This window comes from bacterium (assembly GCA_016716565.1).
Classification (GTDB): domain Bacteria; phylum Bacteroidota; class Ignavibacteria; order Ignavibacteriales; family Ignavibacteriaceae; genus IGN2.
This window is the reverse complement of the sequence record JADJWC010000001.1, coordinates 782,693-802,521: the sequence shown is the minus strand read 5'-3', so window position 1 is coordinate 802,521 and position 19,829 is coordinate 782,693. Positions and strand designations below refer to the sequence as shown.

Sequence of the window (19,829 nt, the reverse complement as noted above, 5' to 3'; positions counted from 1 at the left end):
AGAGTATTAAAACTTTGTAAAAAAGAATCAATTGGTTATCTTTTCACAAAAATTATTCCACATTAATGGATAAGCAAATTTTACCGGTTGGAAATGTATTGGTCAGGCAGGAAATTGCAGAAACGCACTTCAAATGCGATTTATTAAAATGCAAGGGTGCATGCTGTACATTCGAAAGTAGGTATGGTGCCCCCGTTACCTGGGATGAGGTTTCGACCATAAATCAGATACTAACAATTGTCAAAAAGTACATTCCGAAATCACATAAAGACGAAATTGAGGAACATGGATTTTTTGAAGATAGAAGCGGCGAACCACTGCTTAGAAGCATTGATAACCGTGCATGTGTTTTTGTCTTTTATGAAAATGGAATAGCTAAATGCTCAATCGAGAAAGCCTACTTTGATGGTAAGATCGATTTCAGGAAGCCGATTTCCTGTCATCTCTTCCCTATCAGAATTTCAGATTTCGGGGGAGACGTATTAAGATTTGAGCATCTCGATGAATGTCAACCAGCATTAGAGCTTGGGAAAAAAGAAAACACTACAGTTGCAGAATTCTGTGAAGATTCTCTTAACAGAAAATATGGCAAAGAATGGTATTCACAATTTAAGGAGTTAATCAGGAAATAAAATGCTAACACTCAGTCAACGTCTATCACAACAGCAAAAATTATCACCGCAGCAGATTCAGTATCAGAAACTGCTTCAACTAAATACTCTCGCACTAGAGCAAAGAATAAAAACTGAACTCGAGCTCAATCCAATTCTTGAAGAAGAATTGGAATTGTCACAGGAAACAGATGATAAGGAAAAAGATAAAGAAGAAGAAACTGCAGCCGATGAAATAAAAGATCCAGACAATGAAGAGTTTGGTCTTGAAGATTTTATGAATGATGATGATTACGATCACGAAAGAATTTACAGAGGATCGGATGAAGAACAATTCCATCCACTTGCACCTGTCAGAGAGACTCTTTCTGAACATCTGATAGAACAATTGAACATGTTAAACCTTGACGAGAATTTAAATCGACTTGGTGAGGAAATAATTGGCAATCTTGATGATGGTGGATATTTGAAAAGAGGTCTTGGTGAAATTCTGAACGAGCTTGAGCTTTTTGATCATATTAAAATTGATCCCGAAGAAGCAGAAAACCTCCTTAAACGTATTCAGCTTTTTGATCCATTGGGAATAGCGTGCAGGGATTTGCAGGAGTGTTTGCTTGTTCAGATTCGTAACGGAAAAAATTTCGATCCTTATTACAGGTACATCGCTGAAAAAATGTTGATGGAGTTTTATGATGATTTTACGAAGAGAAGATTTGATGTGCTTCGTCAAAAAATGGATCTTACTGATGAAACGCTGAAGGAAACAGTTAATTTAATCCAGAGCCTTAATCCAAAACCCGGTGAAGGAAATATTGACTCGGCGGAAATGAATCAGATTTCTCCTGACTTCATTATAGAAAAAGTTGAGAACGATTATGTGATCACTTTGAATGACAGAAGTATGCCATCAGTTACAATTAGTAAACAATATCTTGAAATGTTTGAAAGCAACCGAAGAAGAGGAAAAAAATCAAACAGAGAAAAAGAGACATATAAATTCCTGCGGGAAAAATTTGAATCGGCAAAATGGTTCATCGCCTGTATCCAGCAGAGGAGAGATACTTTAATGAAAATTATGCAGGCAATATTCCAAAGACAGTATGAATTTTTTGAAAAAGGTCCAAAAGCTCTCCGCCCGATGATTTACAAGGACATCGCCCAGGAAATAAATATGGACATCTCAACTATCAGTCGTGTTGTTAATGGTAAGTACGTACAAAGTCCTCAAGGTATTCACGAACTGAAGTATTTCTTCAGTGAAGGTCTTGCAACTGATAATGGAGACGAAGTTTCGAACAAGCACATCAAGGAAAGATTAAAAGAAATAATCGACAAAGAAGATAAACGAAAACCTTTCAGTGATGACAAGCTTGCTGAACTGCTTAATGAAGAAGGTATTCATATCGCAAGAAGGACTGTAGCAAAGTACAGAGAACAATTAAGACTTCCGGTTGCAAGGCTCAGAAAAGAACTTTGATGGATCTCGTCGTTGATGTATTAATCATCATACTTCTGTTTGGGATTTTCGGATATACACATTCTCTTTTAGCATCTGAAAAAGTAAAAATTCAATTTAGAAAAATCTTTGGCGATTTGATTGCTTTTTACAGACTACTGTATAATCTGTTCGGATTACTCTCACTTTATTTGATTTACGAATTCTCACCAAAGCCTCACATCATCATTTATGATTTACCAAATCCTTACGATATAATTATTCTGATCCCTCAACATCTTTCACTAGCAGGTGCAATCTGGGTGTTTAAGTATATTTGCTTCAAGGAATTTTTAGGTTTTGATCAGATTAAAAGATTTTTGGAGAAAAGATACACAACTGAACTTGATGAAGAATTTACTCTTCGCATAGAAGGACCATATAAATATTCAAGACACCCGATTTATTTCTTTTCAATAACATTTTTACTGTTCAGACCAACAATGGATTTGTTTTATCTCACATTCTTCATCTGTATAGTCGTTTATTTTTACATTGGTTCTTACTATGAAGAGAAGAAATTAGTAAGGCAGTTTGGTGAGGTTTATGTAAAGTACCAGAAGGAAGTACCGAGAATATTTCCGGTAAAATTATTTAAACCTTATAACCAAAATTTCGCAACTGAAAATTGAACAGGAAATTATATGAGTAATAAAATCAGATCAACAACAATACTTGGTATTGTACATAACGGAACAGCCGCTCTCGGCGGAGACGGACAGGTTTCAATCGGCAACACAATAATGAAACACAACGCACTGAAAATCAGAAAACTTTCTGACGGGAAAGTTATTTGCGGATTTGCAGGTGGTGCAGCAGATGCATTTTCTTTAATGGAAAGATTTGAAGATAAATTACAGCAGTATCGTGGTAATGTTAACCGTGCAGCGGTCGAACTCGCAAAAGAATGGCGGACAGATAAAATTCTTCGCAGGCTCGAAGCGATGCTTGCAGTAGTTTCAAAAGACACGGCGCTGATTATTTCGGGTAACGGCGATGTAATTGAACCGGATGATAAAATCGTTGCAATTGGTTCTGGCGGAATGTATGCATTATCAGCAGCGAGAATGTTAAAAAAGTACAGTAAGCTATCTGCAAAAGAAATAGCAGAAGAATCATTAAGAACAGCAGCAGATATTTGCATTTACACAAACGACAAAATTAATGTAGAAGTAGTTGAGTAGGGAGAAGAAGTAATATGAATGATAGATCAATGCAGGAATTAACACCGAGCAAAATTGTAGAAGAGCTTGATAAATATATTATCGGGCAGACTGAAGCAAAACGAGCAGTAGCAATTGCACTTCGCAACCGATGGCGAAGACAGCAGATTGAAGATGTTCTTCGTGAAGAAATTCTTCCAAATAATATTATTCTTATTGGACCGACCGGTGTTGGTAAGACAGAAATTTCCAGAAGACTCGCAAAACTCGCCGCAGCTCCTTTTGTAAAAGTTGAAGCATCAAAATTTACAGAGGTTGGATACGTTGGTAGAGATGTTGAATCAATGGTTCGCGATCTGACAGACTTTGCCGTTAATATGGTCAAAGCTGAAAAAACGAAAGAAGTCCAATCCAAAGCTGAACATCTTGCTGAAGAAAGAATTCTTGATATACTAATTCCACCAGTACGAAAACCTCATCAACCTGCACAGCCGGTTCAGGTTCAGGCACAGACAGATGTTGAGCTAAACACAGATGAAATCAATTCGGAAGAATATCAAAACAAGAAAACACGCGAGTGGATGAAAGTAAAATTGAAAAACGGTGAAATGGATGATAAGCTGATTGAGTTCGATTCGCAGGCACCGCCGGCAATTGGTATGCAGGTAATGGGTCCGTTTGGAATGGATGATATGGGAATTAATATTCAGGAAATTGTTGGCAACCTGATGCCGAAGAAAAAGAAGAAAAGAAAAACTACAATTGCTGAAGCACGACAAATACTTGCACAGGAAGAAGCTCAGAAATTAATTGATATGGAAGCTGTTCAGCGTGAAGCAATTAAACGAGTTGAAGAATCAGGAATAATTTTTATTGATGAAATTGACAAAGTTGCAAGCAGCGGCGGTAAAGGTCACGGTCCGGATGTTTCCCGCGAAGGTGTGCAGAGAGATTTACTTCCGATTGTTGAAGGCACAAACGTAAATACAAAATACGGAATAGTAAGGACTGATCACGTTTTATTTATTGCTTCAGGTGCATTTCACGTCGCGAAGCCATCTGATTTAATTCCTGAATTGCAGGGAAGATTTCCAATTCGTGTTGAGCTGAGAAGTTTAACTGAAGAAGATTTTGTCCAGATATTAACAACCCCGCAGAACGCGTTGTTCAAACAGTATTCTGCTTTGTTGGAGACCGAGGGAGTTAAATTACACTTTACCGATGACGGAATAAGAGAAATTGCGCGCATTGCTACTGAGGTAAACGAAGCAGTAGAAAATATTGGTGCAAGAAGATTGCACACGATTTTAACAACCCTACTTGATGAAATATTATTTGATGTGCCGGACAAAATCCCAACAGAAACAATTAACATCACAGCAAAATTTGTAAAAGAAAAGCTCGATAAGATTGTAAAAGACAGGGATCTGAGTAAGTTTATTTTGTAAAGAAAAGTAAAACTATTTATAAGAGCGACCATCCGGTCGCTTTTTTATTTTAAATATTTCTCAAACCACTTCCTTCTCATCTCATCAACTTCTTTTCTGTGCTTTTTCAAAAAGTGATCTCCGCCTTCAAGTATAACAAGCCTGAATGGAATTTTTAGTTCAAGTAGTTTGTAGGAAAGATCAATTGAATCGTGCGGCAATACTCTTTCGTCATCAGTTCCGTGAATAATCAATATCGGTGTGTTCTTGGACAGCTTCTCCGGGAATTTTACAATCGAACGGCTTTCACACTTCTCATAAAATTCTTTCTCTTTGTATTTGCCCATTGTAGCTTCATACAATCTTCTCATAAAAGTGCTTTCATCTGAATTACAGCGAAGATTTGCAATCCCACCGCTGACAATTGCACACTTAAACTTATCCGTTTTTGTTAAAGCAAGATATGTCATCATTCCACCACGGCTCCAGCCCTCTATTCCCCATTTTGTTATGTCTGCATTTTCAATTTCATCAGCCAGAGAAATTAAGTTCAATACATCATTCACGTCATCACCACCGAACTCGTCGTGACCTTCACCCCCATCATTTCCACGATATTGAGTTGCAAATACAATATATCCCCAGCTTGCAAGCTGTCCGAAAATTCCTCTCGCTGTAAAGGAATCAATTGCACCTTTGTTTCCTATTCCTCCCCTGTTCCAAATTATGCACGGATATTTTTTTGAATAGTCTTTCGGATAAGAAATGTATCCTCTAACCTTCAATCCATCAGATGAATAAAAAATCTTTTCAGTTACAGTGTTATTGAGCACTTCCTGTCCCCATCCGCTAGCGATCATTTTATTTTGCGAATCAGAAAGAATTATTTCTTCTCTTTCAAGGATAGTTGATTTTTCTATGCTCATATAAATACGATTTGAATAACTATATTAATCCCTGCAAATATCGGAATTTATACTGTGGGTAAAAAGAATCGAAATAAAAGCAGGAAGAATCTGCACCATCAAGAAAAAATTATAAACCGCTCATAATGAAAATCGGAATAGCAGTCATAGCACTGGCAGTTATCTTCATATTCTTACTGAACAACTGCAGCGAGGAAACATCTGAAATGAAATTTTATTCATTTAAAAAAGAAGGTGAACTTACTTTTACTGATTCAGTTGGAAATCAAATCATTAAAATTGATATTGAAATTGCCGACAATGACTATGAAAGACAGCTTGGTTTAATGAACAGGAAAAGCATGGAAGAGATGCAAGGCATGTTATTCATTTTTCCCGAAGAAAGATTTCAATCCTTCTGGATGCTGAACACACTATTTTCGCTGGATATACTCTTCATTAATAGCAATAAAGAAATTGTTACAATTCATAAAAACACTACTCCTCTTTCACAGCAAAGTTATCCCTCATCGGAACCGGCAATTTATGTTCTTGAAGTAAATGCGGGATTCTGTGACAGGCATAAAATAAAACTTGATGATAAGATCTATTGGATTGGTGGAAGAATTTCGATTTCAAATTGAAATAAATTCCAACCCACAAATGACAAAACACAAATAATTTTCAAATTCCAAGACTCAATATCCAAACCAAATTGGAATTTGGATATTCGTAATTAGTGCTTGTTTGTAATTTGTGATTTAAGCTTTGCCGTAAAGCTTCTCTTCAACAAGCTCACAAATTATATGTGCAATTGTAATATGACCTTCCTGAATTCGCTGGACATTTGAAGAAGGAATTACGATCGGAAGATCAACTATATCTTTGAGCTTTCCACCATTTCCACCAAGAAATCCGATTACTTTCATTCCCTTTTTATGGGCTGCTTCGACAGCTTTAATAACATTTGGTGAATTTCCGCTGGTTGATATTGCCAGAAGAACATCACCTTTATTTCCTAATCCTTCAACATTTCTTGCGAAAACATTTTCAAACCCGATATCATTTCCACCGGCAGTAAGGTTTGAGGAATCAGTGGTAAGTGCGATAGCTGGAAGAGCCGGTCTCTGAATGTGATGATTAAGTCTGATCATCAACTCGGTTGCAATATGCTGGCAGTCGGCAGCGCTTCCTCCGTTACCGCACAGCAATAATTTGTTTCCTTGCTTATAGCAGTGAACCAATAACTCAATTACTTTAAATATATCTGGTTGAAGTTGATCCTTTATCTTGAGTTTCGTTTCGGAACTTTCAATTAATGAATCAACAATAAATTTATTTACATCCATATCAAATAATATTATGATTTAAAATTGGTTGAATGGAGAATTTGTAATCACACTAAACTTCAACGGGTAACTTAGTGTGAATTGCATTAGCAAAGTCTTTAATTAAATCCCAGTTGTTCTCATCTTCAAAGAAGTTCCCCGTAACAATAATACTTGCACCACTTTCAACTTTTCTTCTTGCTGTTTGTGGTGTCCTGATTCCTCCGCCAACAATTACCGGAATACTACATTCCTCTGAAACTGCTTTTACCATTTCATCTGGAACTGATTCCTGCGCTCCGGAACCTGCTTCAAGATAAATAAATTTCATTCCAAGATATTCACCTGCAAGTGCAGTTGCAGCGGCGATCTCCGGTTTATTCCTGGGAACAGGAAGGCTTCCGCTCATATACACGGCTGTCGTTGTAGTTCCTGATTCAATTAAAATATATCCGGTGGAAATTGGCTCAATATTAGCTCTCTTTATCAACGGCGAAGCGGTGACATGTTTACCAATCAGATGCTCTGGATTTCGACCGCTTATAACTGATAGAAATAATATTGCATCTGCAGCCGGTGAAACTTGGTTTACGCTTCCGGGAAAAATGATTAATGGAAGCGAGGTTTCTACTCTTACGTTTTCGATGAATGAATCCAGATCACCACTGATCATCAAACTTCCGCCAATTAAAAAACCATCGACACCGGATTTTTCGCAATGTCGGATAAAAGGTGGAATTTTTGTCTTAGTTAATTTATCGGGATCTAAGAGTACTAAGTATGCGGCTCCTTTTGAGCGAATGGTATTTAAGAGATTATTGTAGATTTTCATATAAAGTAATGTTCCCGATATAAATCGGGTTGAAATATATAAAAATTGATTTTTATTAGAAAGAAAATGTCTGAAATTCTGATTATATACTTTAATTATTATGATGAATACTAAATAGAATGGCATATTTTTGCTTTGTTAATAAGATTGTTTCCTTACAATTATTAATGATTTTTACGGCGATGGACTAATGGGCAAAATATTAGCGATAGCAAACAGACGGGGAAGAGTTGGTAAAACAACTACTTCAATTAATCTCGCTGTTGCTTTTGCAAATTCAGGCAGAAAAACTTTACTAGTAGATCTGGATTCTGCTGGTTATTGTGCAAAAGGTCTTGGACTAAATAAACGTGAAATAACGAATGACATATTCAGGGATTTTCAGAATAAAATTCCTTTAAAGCGTTCTGTTCTTAAGACAAATATCTCAAGACTGGAATTTTTATACATTAAAAAATTACCATATCTTGATGAACTCCGAATTGGAGAAATCTCACCCAATGAACTAATTCTAAAAAGCATTTTACACAACATTTCAGCGCACCATGATCATGTCGTTATAGATTGCCCACCACACTTAACAGGTAGTATTAATGCCGCTCTAATTGCTGCTGACAGTGTATTAATTCCTGCTGCACCCGGAAAATTTTCCTCCGCTGCAGTTAGAAAAATTTTAACACAGATAAACGATGTACGGGATAATTATAATCCCGAACTGAAAATTGCCGGAATATTCCTAACCAACTATGAATATAACAATGGTGATTCGTTTAATCTGAAGAAGGAATTATTCAGAGATTATCCCAAACTAATTTTAAATACATCCATACCAAAAAGTACCGCGGTTCCAAAGGCATTCGATTCAAATATTCCTTTGCTTGTTTTTGCTCCTGATGATCGTGCATCAAAAGCGTATATTAAACTGGCAGACGAATTATTTGAAAGAAAAAATTTATTTGTCTTAAAAAGAAAAGTTTAACCTTTAACCAGGAATTGAATATGCCTAAAATTACAGTTTATGAAAAACCATCGTGCACAACCTGCAGAAAAGTAGCCAAAATATTAATCGATAATGGTGTCGATTTCGAAAAGGTGAATTATTATGTAGATCCTTTCTCAAAATCCAAACTTCTGTTATTATTAAAAAAGATGAATATGAATCCATCTGATATTTTGAGGAAGAAGGAAAAGAATTATAAGGAGTTAAATTTTGCTGAAAAGAATTATACAGAAGAACAGGTTCTGGATCTGATGATAAAATATCCTGATCTTGTTCAAAGACCGATTGTTGCAAAAGGTAATAAAGCAATCCTCGCCCGTCCACCGGAAAAAATTAATGAACTTTTTTAAGAGTTTTTTGTTGTTATAATTGGTTTTAAAACCGTCCCCCCTCTTTCTCTTTGCAAAAAGAGTCCGAGTTTTACGGGGGACGTTAGGGTGAGGGACTGAATTTTAACAATAGTTTCTGAATGTTGCAAATTAATTGTGAAATGCGGCGATCATTTTATTTCGGACCCGAGAAGAATTTACCTTCTGGTAAATTTTATTTACAAGTTTTTTATCTTTGCTATGAAAGGAAATAAAAATGATTAGTAAAGAACTTTTAGATATACTCTGCTGCCCCGAAACAAAAGCAGATCTAGTACTCGATGGCACTACACTTGTATCGACAGATAAAAATACACGGCGTCGTTACAGAATCGAAGACGATATTCCTGTAATGCTTATTGATGAGTCTGAGCAGCTTTCCATAGAAGAATGGAAAGAAACTATGAAACGACATGGAAAATCGGTTGATTAGTTTTCGTCTAACGAAAATCATTAATATCAAATCTCATACTACCATTCATTTTAACTATATTTTCTTTTAAGTATTTCAGATTTAATAACAGAGGTCAGTTCAATGGATCCAATCAATATAATTATACTGCTGAATGTCATTGCAACTTTTGGTGCGAATGTTACGGGGGCAAAGCGTGGTCTTAAATCAACAGTTTCTGAAATAAAAGAAAAACCAAAGACATATCTGCAGAAGTTACCTCCTGTTATATCGATGCTATCGCTCGTTGCATTAATACTTGCAGTTTTTCAGATAGGTACGCTGGAATACATAGAAGAATATAATTTAATACGATACATTGGACTGGCAGTTTACCTTGTTTTTTCATGGATTCAGGTCTGGTCATTTAAAACACTCGGTGATAATTATTCACAGGATATAATGATCAAAAAAAATCACGAACTTGTTACAAAAGGACCTTTCTCATTGATAAGACATCCGCAATATATGTGTCAGATTTTACTTGACCTTGGTGCAGCTGCGGCAACTTTCGGATTAATTGTAGGATTATTAGCTTTGATTGAAATACCAATTTACATAATGAGAGCCTCGATGGAAGATAAGCTGCTTGCAAAATATTTTACGGAAAAGTTTTCAGATTACAAAAAGAAAAGCGGATTTATGTTTCCTTTCATTGGATAGGTTTTTATTCTCAATGAAAAAAATATTTTTACTTTTTTTATTTCTTTATCCGGTATTTGACTCATCTGCCCAACAGATCGAAAATGTATTTGTAGTTGCAGACGGTAAAACAAAATCTGTATCTGCATGGATGCGAGAAGGAATTGTCTATGTTTCAATTTCAGAGCTTGCTGAAGCTTTATCCATAAATTATTTTGAGAGTGAAGCGACAGGCAAAGTTGAGTTGAAATCAAACTACTACTCGCTAAAATCAACACCAAGAAATCCTTATTTGATTATAACTCCCCGCTCGGGTGGTTCGCCAAAAGTTTTTCAGCTTCCCACGTCTACATATTTAAAGAAAAATAAATCCTTCATTCCTCTTCCTGCATCAATTGAGGCTGTTGAAATTATAGTTGAAAGAGAAATTAAATTCGAAAAACCAAACAAGATTGTCATCGGTCAAAAAATAATTTCCCCAACTGAAGGGAAACAGTGGATGTATGATATTCCGGATTTACCTCCAACAACCGGATATGATATAACTGGTTTATCAATTACTGAAAAAGTAAATGGGACACTGATTCGTGTTCATTCAAAATCAAGAATACCATCATATTATAGTTCATATAAAGATGGTGAGCTTACTATAATTTTTAGAAAAGTGAATGCTGATATCCAAAGGACAAGCAAAGAAGGATTCAGCAGTCTCATAAAAAAAATTGAAAGTAGAAATGTAGGCTCTGATGTCGAATTTAAGTTTCAGGTTGGCAGTGATTATTCGACCAACGAAGTTATGAATGTACCGGAAAGCAATGACATTATCATTACTATTCATAATAAAGTTTTCAGCCAAACCGATCTGAATAAAAAAAACATAGACAAGTGGAATTTTGATGTTGTAGTGATTGATGCCGGACACGGTGGTAAAGATCCCGGAGCTATTGGAGTTGATAACGTTCGGGAAAAGGATATTACACTTGCGATTGCATTGAAGCTTGGAGAGCTAATGAAAAAAGAAATGCCCGATGTGAAGGTTGTTTACACAAGAAAGGATGATACATTTGTTGATTTGTATAAACGGGGAAAAATTGCAAATGAAAATGATGGAAAATTATTTATCTCAATTCATTGCAATTCAACAAAGAAAAAGCCGAGCGAACCCAGCGGTGCAGAAGTGTATCTTCTGCGACCGGGAAGAACCCAGGAAGCAATTGAAATTGCAGAAACTGAAAACAGCGTGATTAAGTATGAAGACAATCCGCAGAAATATGAAAAGCTCACAGATGAAAATTTTATTCTGGTCAGTATGGCTCATTCATCTTATATGAAATACTCTGAAAAATTTGCTGAGCTTCTGCATAAAGACTTCGATGTAAATCTCAAAATTAAATCACGCGGTGTGAAGCAAGCAGGTTTTTATGTTTTAGTCGGAGCTTCAATGCCGAGTGTTTTGGTAGAAACAGGATTCATTTCAAACAAAGCAGATGCAAAGTTCTTAAAATCTTCTGCAGGACAGAAACAAGTTGCCGAATCAATATTTAGCTCCATACGGGCATATCGAAAATTTTATGAAGAGGCAATGGATGCTGAATTGTGATTCTTTATTTAATCGTTGAAAATCAACAAAATACTGTGATTTCAGGCATAATTTAATTGAATCCAACAACGACTTTTTTTCATCTTATCAACCGTAAATATTTATTCATAATAAAAGGTCAGAGAGTGAAAAACGTAATCGAAGGAACAGACTTCAATTTTGAACAGGAAGTATTGAAATCGGATACTCCGGTACTTGTAGATTTTTGGGCGCCGTGGTGCGGTCCGTGCAGAATGGTTGCGCCGGTAGTCGAACAAATCGCCAGTGAATACGAAGGAAAGTTAAAAGTTGTAAAACTAAACACAGATGAAAATCAGAATACAGCAATTACCTATGGAATCAGAAGTATTCCTACACTTGGTATATTCAAAGATGGACAGGTTGTCGATGCTGTAATAGGTGCAGTACCTAAAAAGTACCTGGAAGAAAAAATTAAACCTTACCTGATCACAGTTAACTAAAATTATTAAGGCGGGCTTGACCCGCCTTTTTCATTTCTACTTTTCAGATACTGTTATATCTCCGCCCGAAGTATGTGCAGATAATAATTCACCGCCGCCGTTTAAGTCAGCAACCAATCTGCTTGAAGAAGTTTTTTTAACATTGCTCATAGTCAATGAGCAGGAAACATCCCCGCCGGATGTTGATAATTCCATTGATGCTTTGAAATCATTTGTCAACCTAATATCGATATCGCCACCAGAGGTCGAAATATCGATTCCCCGGTTTTCACCTTCATATTCAAGTTTAATATTTCCTCCGGAGGTCTCAGCATCAACTTTTGCATCTTTGCAGAAAAGAAAAACATCGCCTCCGGATGTTGAAGCATCAAGCATTCCTGAAAATTTATCTGCCCAAATATCTCCGCCCGAAGTATTTAATGAAGCGTTACCGTTGATTCCACCACATTTGATATCTCCGCCGGCAGTACTGATATCAAGATTAAATTGAGCCGGCACTTTAATTTCAACTTCAACTTCAACATTGCTGAACCATGAAGAGATCGATGATTTTTTCTTTCCTGTGATCTTAACATATTCATCGTTGCCATCCATAGTAAAAGTCATTTTTTCCAAAGCGTTTTCGTTTCCTAAAATTTTAACATTTACTTCATTATTGTTCCAATAAGTTACTTTCACATCACCAGAACTTAGTTCAACGTGCAGATCCTTTCCCGGTGAAATATTAAACGATTTTTCTTTTATCAGCTTCAAATCATCATCATAAGAAATTTGTGAGGATCCCAGTGCTGTAAATAATAAAATAAGTGAAATGCACAGTGAAGTGATTAAAGTTTTGAAATTGGTATTCATTTTTTTCTCCTGTTGTTTTTAATATTTGACTCACTTGAAAAGCTAATAGTTACTAACCACACAAAAATTAATCATAGTTTATTTCCGATAAGAATATTTCGTGATTAACGGTAAAAATTAGCGTTGGATGCAAGAATAAATTAACTTTGAATAAATATTCACAATAAATCAAAACACAATGAAAAAAGCCGAATTCATTCCATTAAGCAATTATCGACTATATGACCAAGCAGAAATGATAGAAAGATCGCGGGCATTTTATGATGATATAAAAAGAAGAAGAACCGTTAGAGATTTTTCTGATAAATCAGTTCCAAAAGAAATTATCGAGAATTGCATAAAAGCCGCCAGCACATCTCCAAGCGGTGCTAATCTACAACCCTGGCATTTTGTTGTTGTTTCAGATCCAATTATCAAAAAGAAAATCAGAATTGCGGCTGAAGAAGAAGAAAGAGAATTCTACAGTAAACGTGCGCCAAAAGAATGGCTTGAAACACTGGAACCATTGGGTACTGATGAACAAAAACCATTTCTTGAACTTGCACCATATCTAATTGCGATATTTTATAAAAGTTTTGAATTCTCTACAGAAGGAAGACAGCTTAAACAATATTATGCAATTGAATCGACTGGTATTGCAACCGGGATACTAATCACTGCAATTCATAATGCGGGTCTGGTTTCATTAACACATACGCCAAGCCCGATGAATTTTTTAAATGAAATTCTCAGCAGACCAAAAAATGAGCGGCCGTTTTTATTGCTTGTGGTCGGATATCCTTCTGCAGATGCGCTAGTACCAAACATAAAAAAGAAAAGCCTGCATGAGATTGCAAGCTTTATATGAAATATCCTTCTGCAAAGAATAATAGTTTATAAGAATCTTAAAATTATTTGATCAAAATCATCTTCTTAGTTTCAACAAAAGAACCCGCTTGTAGTTTATAGAAGTAAATACCGCTTGATAATCCATCAGCATTAAATTCCGTTTCATAACTTCCTGCAGGAAGATATTCATCAACGAGCGTTGACACTTCATTTCCGAGAACATCATAAATCTTTAATGTTTGATGACTGCCGACTGGCGACTGCCATCTGATTTTCGTAGTTGGGTTGAATGGGTTAGGATAGTTTTGCTCAAGTGAGAATTTTTGAGGGAGAAACTCTACCGAAACAATATCAGAATATTCAAAACTTCCATCAGTATCTATCTGCTTTAACCTGTAATAGAATTTGCTTCCGCCGAGTAAAGAGTTATCAATAAATGAATATGTTTTCGGAGTGTTGGAATTGCCGTTTCCGGAAACAAAACCGAGCTTTATCCAGCTGCTTACATTTACCTTCCGCTCCAAGTCAAAACCATAATTATTAACCTCGGATTCTGTCGTCCAGTTTATTTCCACCTTGTCAGCTAAAAGCATTGCAGTAAATGCAGATAGCTCGACAGGTAATGGGATATTCAATGCATCCTCAAATTGGCCAATATTCCAGAAGGTAGCATTATCATCATCATATATTCCCCAGAAAGGGCTATTGCACAACCAATAAATATTAATTAGTCCATCCTGGTCTAATACATCAAAATAAATGGTTGCTACATCTGTCCAGCTACTTCCTCCGGCTACAGTTGTACCTTCATTACTATTAAGGAATGGCAAATCAATATTTATCCAGATTCTGTTTTCCACAGGTCGGGTTACTGTCGCAGGGCTGTAGTTACCTTCACAAAAGTTGTGGAAAACATAGTCTGTATTCTTAATGGGATTTTGCGCGAAGCTGATCGCCGATGTATCGAAACCAATGATCATCGTTGCTCCTCCCATTGCATCTTGACCTGTGTTAGTATTTATCTGCAGAAGAACGGAAATCTTAGAACTGTTAATATTTGCAATTTCGATTTTTCCATTAACGTCAGCAGGAGCAATAAATGGAGTTGATAATGAGTACAATACAGAATAGGGAAATGCAGATATTAAGATCATTGATAAAAGAAGTGAATTGAGAGAGAAAAGTCTGGATGTTCGTATTCCTTTCATGACGAACACTCCTTTCACAATAGTTATTTGTGATTCGAAATACCGTTACGAAGGATTGGAACCAGTTAAACAGATTTGCATTTAACCAACCAATCGACACCACCACTAATTCTTCATTTCAACAATGGTACCCGAATGGATAGTATTTGTATTTTGTAAAAAAAATAGTTTGGGAAGGAATGGAAAGTATTTAACTGCCAATGTCGTCGCGGTTTCTCGACAATAATTTCGGGGATATACTTTTAAAAAAGATTCTAACGAATAAGAATCATCTTTTTAGTCTCAACAAATTGACCTGCCTGAATTCGGTAGAAATAAATTCCGCTCGATAATTGTTCACCAGAAAATTCTGTTTCATAACTTCCTGCAGGAAGATATTCATCAACTAAGATTGCAACTTCATTTCCAAGCACATCATAAATCTTTAATGTTTGATGACTGCCGACTGGCGACTGCCACCTTATTTTTGTGGTTGGATTAAAAGGATTCGGAAAGTTCTGATATAAAACAAAATTATTTGGCTGATCAGAAAAGTTATCATCCACTCCAGTTGGATTCTGGGTTAGTCTCGTTATCATAAAATCACCCGAGTTACTTGCGAAGTCAAAACCTGCAGCAAGGATATCACCATTATCTAAAGCAATACAATTAGTAAGATGATGAGAACCACTGCTATTATTTAAATTCAGAATTATTTTCCCATCAGGTGAGAATGTTGTATCGGGAGTTCCATCAGAATTGAGACGGGCAATACCTGCTCTTGTAGATGTTTCGGAGCTTCCGACTAATAAAATTCTCCCGTCTTTATCCATCTTCATATCATAACAAACATCATGGGAAGAAAATTGAATATCGGTTCTCCCTGCATTTCCAAAAGTTGTATCAATATCTCCGTTCATTAAAAATCTGAATACAGAAAATTTTGCGGGACCGGAATCCGGAGTTGTACCAGACATTATGATCTTTCCATCACTTGTGAGAGCTAACGACTCGCCACCAGAAAAATTATACTTGCCCTCAATACCAGTAAGCACCATTCCATTATTCCCGAATGTTGGAACAGGATTACCGGAACTATCTATCATGGCCATTACAAACTGAGTCAATCCGGCCGTGAAGGCAACGGTTGCCATCACCACAGCACTATCTCCAAGAAAAAGACAGCCTACAGGATGGAATGTTGCTGCTAATGGCAGAACTGCTTCTCCACCAGAACCGAATGTCATATCACGTTCGCCATCAGGTGAAAATCGCATTACACCAAATGCGCCTGAACCGGTTCTGAAACCTGCAGTTAATATTCTTCCGTCAGATAAAACTTTTACTCCATACATTTCACCTGCAAGATTGCCATTAAATCTGTGCACTGCTTTTCCATTATCTGCAAAGGTTGTATCTAATGAACCGTTGGAATTGAAACGATAGAGAGCAGGAGTAATCTGACTCACGCCATTTCCTTCTGCTTGTGTCCCTGCTACAACAATCTTTCCATCTGACTGCAGTTCAATATCGTTAGCGTGATCTCTAAGTACGAAATGGATCGAAACTTTTCCGTCAGAACCAAATCCAGATATATCCGGTTGACCATTTGGAAGCAGCTGAGTCATTGCAATAAAATAATCAAATGAGCTTGTGCTTTGCCCGGCCACTAAAATTTTTCCATCCGGCAGAACCAGTAAATCGTTTGGATAATCCCCATAGCCTGAACCAAAATTAACTCTGGTTATTCCGTTATTGCCAAAGGACGGATCGGGCACCCAGGAATTCTGTGCAAAAAGGTTTCCTAAAAATGTAAGAACAGATAAGAATTGGATAGTTAATATTTTCATGCTTATTCCTTTATTAAAATTTATCTGGAGTAAAAATATTTTCAGGAAGGTATCACTTCAATCACGCACTTGCGTGGTTTTTAAGGATGAGTTCGGTAAACGAGGTCAAATATCGCAGAGAAGGAAAACCTGTCTGAAAGAGTTGTCCGTTTTCCTTCTCTTATTTAGGAGAGAGAGCTAAAATCTTATTTCAATAAAATCATCTTCTTTGTCTCAGCAAAGTTTCCCGCCCGCAGTCTGTAGACATAAATCCCCGATGAATATATTGAAGCATCAAACTCAACTTCATAACTGCCCGAGGGTTTTTCTTCATTAACAAGTTTTGCAACTTCACTTCCAAGTATATCGTAAACGGTAAGAATTACTAGACTATTCTGAGGAATTGCATACTTGATTTTTGTAATTGGATTAAATGGATTCGGATAGTTCTGTTCGAGTGCAAACTTCACAGGAAGAACATTTCCCGAGATAAAGATTTTACTAAGATCCGATATTACAACTTGATCACCGGAATTTAATACGGCATTTAACTTTTGCCCGGTTTCATCCCGAAGAAGAATTGTAACAGCTTCTGCTTTTGCTGTTACAGGATAATCTAATCCTTGCATTATGATTGAATGAGTTAACCCTTGCAGGTTTTCAGCAAACCGATTACTTCCATATCTCACATCAAAAATTTCTGAAGGTGGTAATGGCGGTAAATCATACTCACTGAGATTTATATTTTCATTGACTGCATAGAGAGTATAACTCTTTCCGCTTGCATCAGTAAGAATAATTTTTCCCCAGCTGTCACGATTAGTTTTGGTTTTCGACCGATTGCCTATCAATGCAGTGTTCGGAATAATTATTTCTCCCGGGGCACTTAGCTTTATCCAGTATCCATAACCCGGAACTAATTGTGTGGCTTCACTGTAGCCGGAAGAATATCCGAAGACACTACCTTGCTGAAGTCCGGGAGGATTTGTCGTAATGCTATTCACAGAAACTATTTGTTCAAAAGCCCCGATTAAATTCCAGCCTGCTAAGCCATTGATTGGATCGTGAGCAACTATCTGAATTCCTTCAGCAGGCCATTCGTCTCCTGTGCTCAATGTATCTGCAGTAGAATGCTTCATCCAGTAGCCAGCTCCGGGTGCAACAGTCGTTACCTGGTTATAACCATTATTAAAATTGAAAACGCCAGCTGACGGATCTCTTTCTGCCCACCAGGTATCTATATTTTGATCAACCGGGTGTAGTCCTGGGACAGAAACCATATTCCAGCCTTCGTTAACTGCAACCGCTAGTTGAAATGTAGTTGCGCCGGTTTGATTTGCAACTTCCAGCGTATCGTCTATTGTTCCATTGTTACCCTCATCAACAAGAATTTGTAGCAAAGAATTTTCAATATTCTCCCAATCAGGAACAAAAGTATGAGAAGTATTTGAAGGAAGAGTAAGATTAAATTTTTCGAACCTCCCAATACCATTTCCATTTATATAATTTAATTCTATATCATATTCCTTGGAAGAACCATAAGAAATTAATTTTATTATGTTGCTGTCCGGGTTTTCAATTTTCACTGAATCATTTTGTGCAAGCTCAAGTGATCTTAAGAGAAATAATTTTTCTTGAGCTGCTTCACTAATTAAATTGAGAAGTTTTATTTTCTTAACCTGAGCATCATGATTTGAAGCAGAAATACCTTCGTCATAAAATAATCTGTCTGTTTGAGTTTCTTGTACATTATATCTTTCATAAAGAAAAGATTTATTACCAGTAAAAAAGAAAACTTCTGCTGTATCTTCCTGGAATTGATTAAGTATGACTGAGTAACTATCGTTAGTTAGTGTATATCCATACGGTGGTGTTTCACTTCCATTATCAACAATGATCGGAATAGAATTAGGTATTTCATCAACAACAGTATTGTTAAAGTATCCTGTAATATTCCCAGAGCTATCAATAATTCTTACTGAAGCAGTTACAGGATTATATACCTGTAATAATTCATCATCAAGAATGAATGGAGAGTTTTGATAACCCACTTTACTAATCGTAGGGTTATTTAAATAACCAACCACAGAATCCCTAAGATAAAATTTCCCGCTACCACCCCAGCCGGGCCAATTTGAATAGTTCCAGCTACCTGTTCCGCCATTTGCAGATGTATCAACTACAATCCTGATATTCGAGTTTGGGAATGAATTATCATATACCTTTATATAAAATATGTTTGGATTTAATGTATCCTTCTGTAATCCATAAGCTAAAATTGCATGTCCTCCGGATCCCGTATTATGATTGAAACTTAGAGTTCTAACCTGTGCATTATCCTGAGTAAACATATTGAGCATTTCTAAAAGAGTTTGTTTGGGTGTCTTATTCAATCCTATTGTAGCTCTATAGTTTAAATGAGGATTACCTAATTGATGTGTAAATAAATCGTTTATGGTGCTTTTAACACCATTATTTGAAGTAACATTTATGGGATTATTGAAAAAAGGAAATAAGTGATATGTTGTACGAAAAGCATCTTTATCCTGAAAAGCTAATGCATTAGCTATTGCAATACCAAAACAAGAACCACCCCAACTTTTAGCATTAGCCTTCCACTTTAATACAGCATTTGCTTTGTATATGGCAGAAGGTATACTGTGATAACAAGAATTTACTGTAAAAGCGTTAACCCATGAGATCCAGTCAGGATGCTGAGCACTTCTTGCAGTAGTAAAGGCACCACCTGCCTGCGATTGAGAGTATGGATTATTAGTAAATGGATCAATACTATTATAATTAAACTGCTGATACCAGGTAAATGGCCACATATCAGTAGAATCATTCCAG

The 19,829-nt window shown here is 36.4% G+C and carries 20 protein-coding genes; 13 read left to right on the top strand and 7 right to left on the bottom strand.

Annotation, left to right across the window (positions count from 1 at the left end; all coding sequences use genetic code 11):
* The first annotated feature begins 65 nt into the window (after positions 1-65).
* The 5 genes from IPM14_03475 to hslU are packed head-to-tail and all read left to right on the top strand — an operon-like array spanning position 66 to position 4,717.
* Positions 66-632 (top strand): DUF3109 family protein, encoded by a 567-nt coding sequence (locus tag IPM14_03475; GenBank protein MBK9097179.1) that lies wholly within the window; start codon positions 66-68, stop codon positions 630-632.
* Between the two features lies 1 nt (position 633).
* Positions 634-2,088, top strand: coding sequence for an RNA polymerase factor sigma-54 (gene rpoN, locus IPM14_03470; GenBank protein MBK9097178.1), 1,455 nt, complete (start codon positions 634-636; stop codon positions 2,086-2,088).
* A complete protein-coding gene (locus IPM14_03465; GenBank protein ID MBK9097177.1) occupies positions 2,088-2,738 on the top strand; it encodes an isoprenylcysteine carboxylmethyltransferase family protein in 651 nt (216 codons plus the stop codon). Before rpoN ends, IPM14_03465 begins: the two co-directional genes overlap by 1 nt.
* Positions 2,739-2,750: 12 nt before the next feature.
* Positions 2,751-3,290, top strand: a complete 540-nt coding sequence (gene hslV / locus IPM14_03460) for an ATP-dependent protease subunit HslV (protein MBK9097176.1) — start codon at positions 2,751-2,753, stop codon at positions 3,288-3,290.
* Between the two features lie 14 nt (positions 3,291-3,304).
* Entirely contained in the window at positions 3,305-4,717 is a 1,413-nt protein-coding gene (hslU, locus tag IPM14_03455; protein MBK9097175.1) for an ATP-dependent protease ATPase subunit HslU, read from the top strand.
* Positions 4,718-4,761: 44 nt separating this feature from the next.
* Here hslU and IPM14_03450 read toward each other — a convergent pair whose 3' ends face one another.
* The gene (locus tag IPM14_03450; protein MBK9097174.1) at positions 4,762-5,622 is read right to left on the bottom strand and encodes a S9 family peptidase; all 861 of its coding nucleotides are present in this window, start codon (positions 5,620-5,622) and stop codon (positions 4,762-4,764) included.
* Positions 5,623-5,747: 125 nt separating this feature from the next.
* Here IPM14_03450 and IPM14_03445 point away from each other — a divergent pair, with 125 nt between their 5' ends.
* Entirely contained in the window at positions 5,748-6,245 is a 498-nt protein-coding gene (locus IPM14_03445; GenBank protein MBK9097173.1) for a DUF192 domain-containing protein, read from the top strand.
* A 117-nt stretch (positions 6,246-6,362) separates the two neighbouring features.
* Here the strand turns inward: IPM14_03445 and IPM14_03440 are convergent, their stop codons facing one another.
* Entirely contained in the window at positions 6,363-6,950 is a 588-nt protein-coding gene (locus tag IPM14_03440) for a D-sedoheptulose 7-phosphate isomerase (GenBank protein ID MBK9097172.1), read from the bottom strand.
* Between the two features lie 52 nt (positions 6,951-7,002).
* Complete coding sequence (locus IPM14_03435; protein MBK9097171.1) at positions 7,003-7,761, bottom strand: geranylgeranylglyceryl/heptaprenylglyceryl phosphate synthase; 759 nt, start codon at positions 7,759-7,761, stop codon at positions 7,003-7,005.
* Positions 7,762-7,951: 190 nt separating this feature from the next.
* Between IPM14_03435 and IPM14_03430 the strand changes: the two genes are divergently transcribed.
* The 6 genes from IPM14_03430 to trxA all read left to right on the top strand — a co-directional run bounded on the left by IPM14_03430 (position 7,952) and on the right by trxA (position 12,283).
* Complete coding sequence (locus IPM14_03430; GenBank protein ID MBK9097170.1) at positions 7,952-8,740, top strand: ParA family protein; 789 nt, start codon at positions 7,952-7,954, stop codon at positions 8,738-8,740.
* Between the two features lie 20 nt (positions 8,741-8,760).
* A complete protein-coding gene (locus tag IPM14_03425; protein ID MBK9097169.1) occupies positions 8,761-9,111 on the top strand; it encodes a Spx/MgsR family RNA polymerase-binding regulatory protein in 351 nt (116 codons plus the stop codon).
* Positions 9,112-9,346: 235 nt separating this feature from the next.
* On the top strand, positions 9,347-9,562 hold the full coding sequence (locus tag IPM14_03420; protein ID MBK9097168.1) for a hypothetical protein: 216 nt from the start codon (positions 9,347-9,349) through the stop codon (positions 9,560-9,562).
* Positions 9,563-9,664: 102 nt separating this feature from the next.
* A complete protein-coding gene (locus tag IPM14_03415) occupies positions 9,665-10,243 on the top strand; it encodes an isoprenylcysteine carboxylmethyltransferase family protein (GenBank protein ID MBK9097167.1) in 579 nt (192 codons plus the stop codon).
* A gap of 13 nt (positions 10,244-10,256) precedes the next feature.
* Entirely contained in the window at positions 10,257-11,822 is a 1,566-nt protein-coding gene (locus IPM14_03410; GenBank protein ID MBK9097166.1) for an N-acetylmuramoyl-L-alanine amidase, read from the top strand.
* 125 nt (positions 11,823-11,947) lie between these two features.
* Positions 11,948-12,283 carry a thioredoxin gene (gene trxA, locus IPM14_03405; protein MBK9097165.1) on the top strand — a complete coding sequence of 112 codons (336 nt, stop codon included), beginning with the start codon at positions 11,948-11,950 and terminating at the stop codon, positions 12,281-12,283.
* A 36-nt stretch (positions 12,284-12,319) separates the two neighbouring features.
* Here trxA and IPM14_03400 read toward each other — a convergent pair whose 3' ends face one another.
* Positions 12,320-13,135, bottom strand: a complete 816-nt coding sequence (locus IPM14_03400; GenBank protein MBK9097164.1) for a DUF4097 family beta strand repeat protein — start codon at positions 13,133-13,135, stop codon at positions 12,320-12,322.
* A 178-nt stretch (positions 13,136-13,313) separates the two neighbouring features.
* Here IPM14_03400 and IPM14_03395 point away from each other — a divergent pair, with 178 nt between their 5' ends.
* On the top strand, positions 13,314-13,982 hold the full coding sequence (locus tag IPM14_03395) for a nitroreductase family protein (GenBank protein ID MBK9097163.1): 669 nt from the start codon (positions 13,314-13,316) through the stop codon (positions 13,980-13,982).
* A gap of 43 nt (positions 13,983-14,025) precedes the next feature.
* Here the strand turns inward: IPM14_03395 and IPM14_03390 are convergent, their stop codons facing one another.
* From IPM14_03390 to IPM14_03380, 3 genes are all read right to left on the bottom strand, one after another.
* On the bottom strand, positions 14,026-14,556 hold the full coding sequence (locus tag IPM14_03390; GenBank protein MBK9097162.1) for a T9SS type A sorting domain-containing protein: 531 nt from the start codon (positions 14,554-14,556) through the stop codon (positions 14,026-14,028).
* A gap of 869 nt (positions 14,557-15,425) precedes the next feature.
* Positions 15,426-17,000 carry a T9SS type A sorting domain-containing protein gene (locus IPM14_03385; protein ID MBK9097161.1) on the bottom strand — a complete coding sequence of 525 codons (1,575 nt, stop codon included), beginning with the start codon at positions 16,998-17,000 and terminating at the stop codon, positions 15,426-15,428.
* A 185-nt stretch (positions 17,001-17,185) separates the two neighbouring features.
* Entirely contained in the window at positions 17,186-18,259 is a 1,074-nt protein-coding gene (locus IPM14_03380) for a T9SS type A sorting domain-containing protein (protein ID MBK9097160.1), read from the bottom strand.
* Positions 18,260-19,829: the final 1,570 nt, after the last annotated feature.

Bases quoted from the DNA above. Each gene is read 5' to 3' on its own strand.
- IPM14_03415 (MBK9097167.1), top strand. From the start codon at position 9,665: ATGGATCCAATCAATATAATTATACTGCTGAATGTCATTGCAACTTTT.
- IPM14_03440 (MBK9097172.1), bottom strand. From the start codon at position 6,950: ATGGATGTAAATAAATTTATTGTTGATTCATTAATTGAAAGTTCCGAA.
- IPM14_03380 (MBK9097160.1), bottom strand. From the start codon at position 18,259: ATGGTTTCTGTCCCAGGACTACACCCGGTTGATCAAAATATAGATACC.
- IPM14_03395 (MBK9097163.1), top strand. From the start codon at position 13,314: ATGAAAAAAGCCGAATTCATTCCATTAAGCAATTATCGACTATATGAC.
- IPM14_03400 (MBK9097164.1), bottom strand. From the start codon at position 13,135: ATGAATACCAATTTCAAAACTTTAATCACTTCACTGTGCATTTCACTT.
- IPM14_03390 (MBK9097162.1), bottom strand. From the start codon at position 14,556: ATGCTTTTAGCTGACAAGGTGGAAATAAACTGGACGACAGAATCCGAG.
- IPM14_03425 (MBK9097169.1), top strand. From the start codon at position 8,761: ATGCCTAAAATTACAGTTTATGAAAAACCATCGTGCACAACCTGCAGA.
- IPM14_03445 (MBK9097173.1), top strand. From the start codon at position 5,748: ATGAAAATCGGAATAGCAGTCATAGCACTGGCAGTTATCTTCATATTC.
- hslU (MBK9097175.1), top strand. From the start codon at position 3,305: ATGAATGATAGATCAATGCAGGAATTAACACCGAGCAAAATTGTAGAA.
- hslV (MBK9097176.1), top strand. From the start codon at position 2,751: ATGAGTAATAAAATCAGATCAACAACAATACTTGGTATTGTACATAAC.
- IPM14_03450 (MBK9097174.1), bottom strand. From the start codon at position 5,622: ATGAGCATAGAAAAATCAACTATCCTTGAAAGAGAAGAAATAATTCTT.
- rpoN (MBK9097178.1), top strand. From the start codon at position 634: ATGCTAACACTCAGTCAACGTCTATCACAACAGCAAAAATTATCACCG.
- IPM14_03385 (MBK9097161.1), bottom strand. From the start codon at position 17,000: ATGAAAATATTAACTATCCAATTCTTATCTGTTCTTACATTTTTAGGA.
- IPM14_03475 (MBK9097179.1), top strand. From the start codon at position 66: ATGGATAAGCAAATTTTACCGGTTGGAAATGTATTGGTCAGGCAGGAA.
- IPM14_03410 (MBK9097166.1), top strand. From the start codon at position 10,257: ATGAAAAAAATATTTTTACTTTTTTTATTTCTTTATCCGGTATTTGAC.
- IPM14_03430 (MBK9097170.1), top strand. From the start codon at position 7,952: ATGGGCAAAATATTAGCGATAGCAAACAGACGGGGAAGAGTTGGTAAA.
- IPM14_03420 (MBK9097168.1), top strand. From the start codon at position 9,347: ATGATTAGTAAAGAACTTTTAGATATACTCTGCTGCCCCGAAACAAAA.
- IPM14_03465 (MBK9097177.1), top strand. From the start codon at position 2,088: ATGGATCTCGTCGTTGATGTATTAATCATCATACTTCTGTTTGGGATT.
- IPM14_03435 (MBK9097171.1), bottom strand. From the start codon at position 7,761: ATGAAAATCTACAATAATCTCTTAAATACCATTCGCTCAAAAGGAGCC.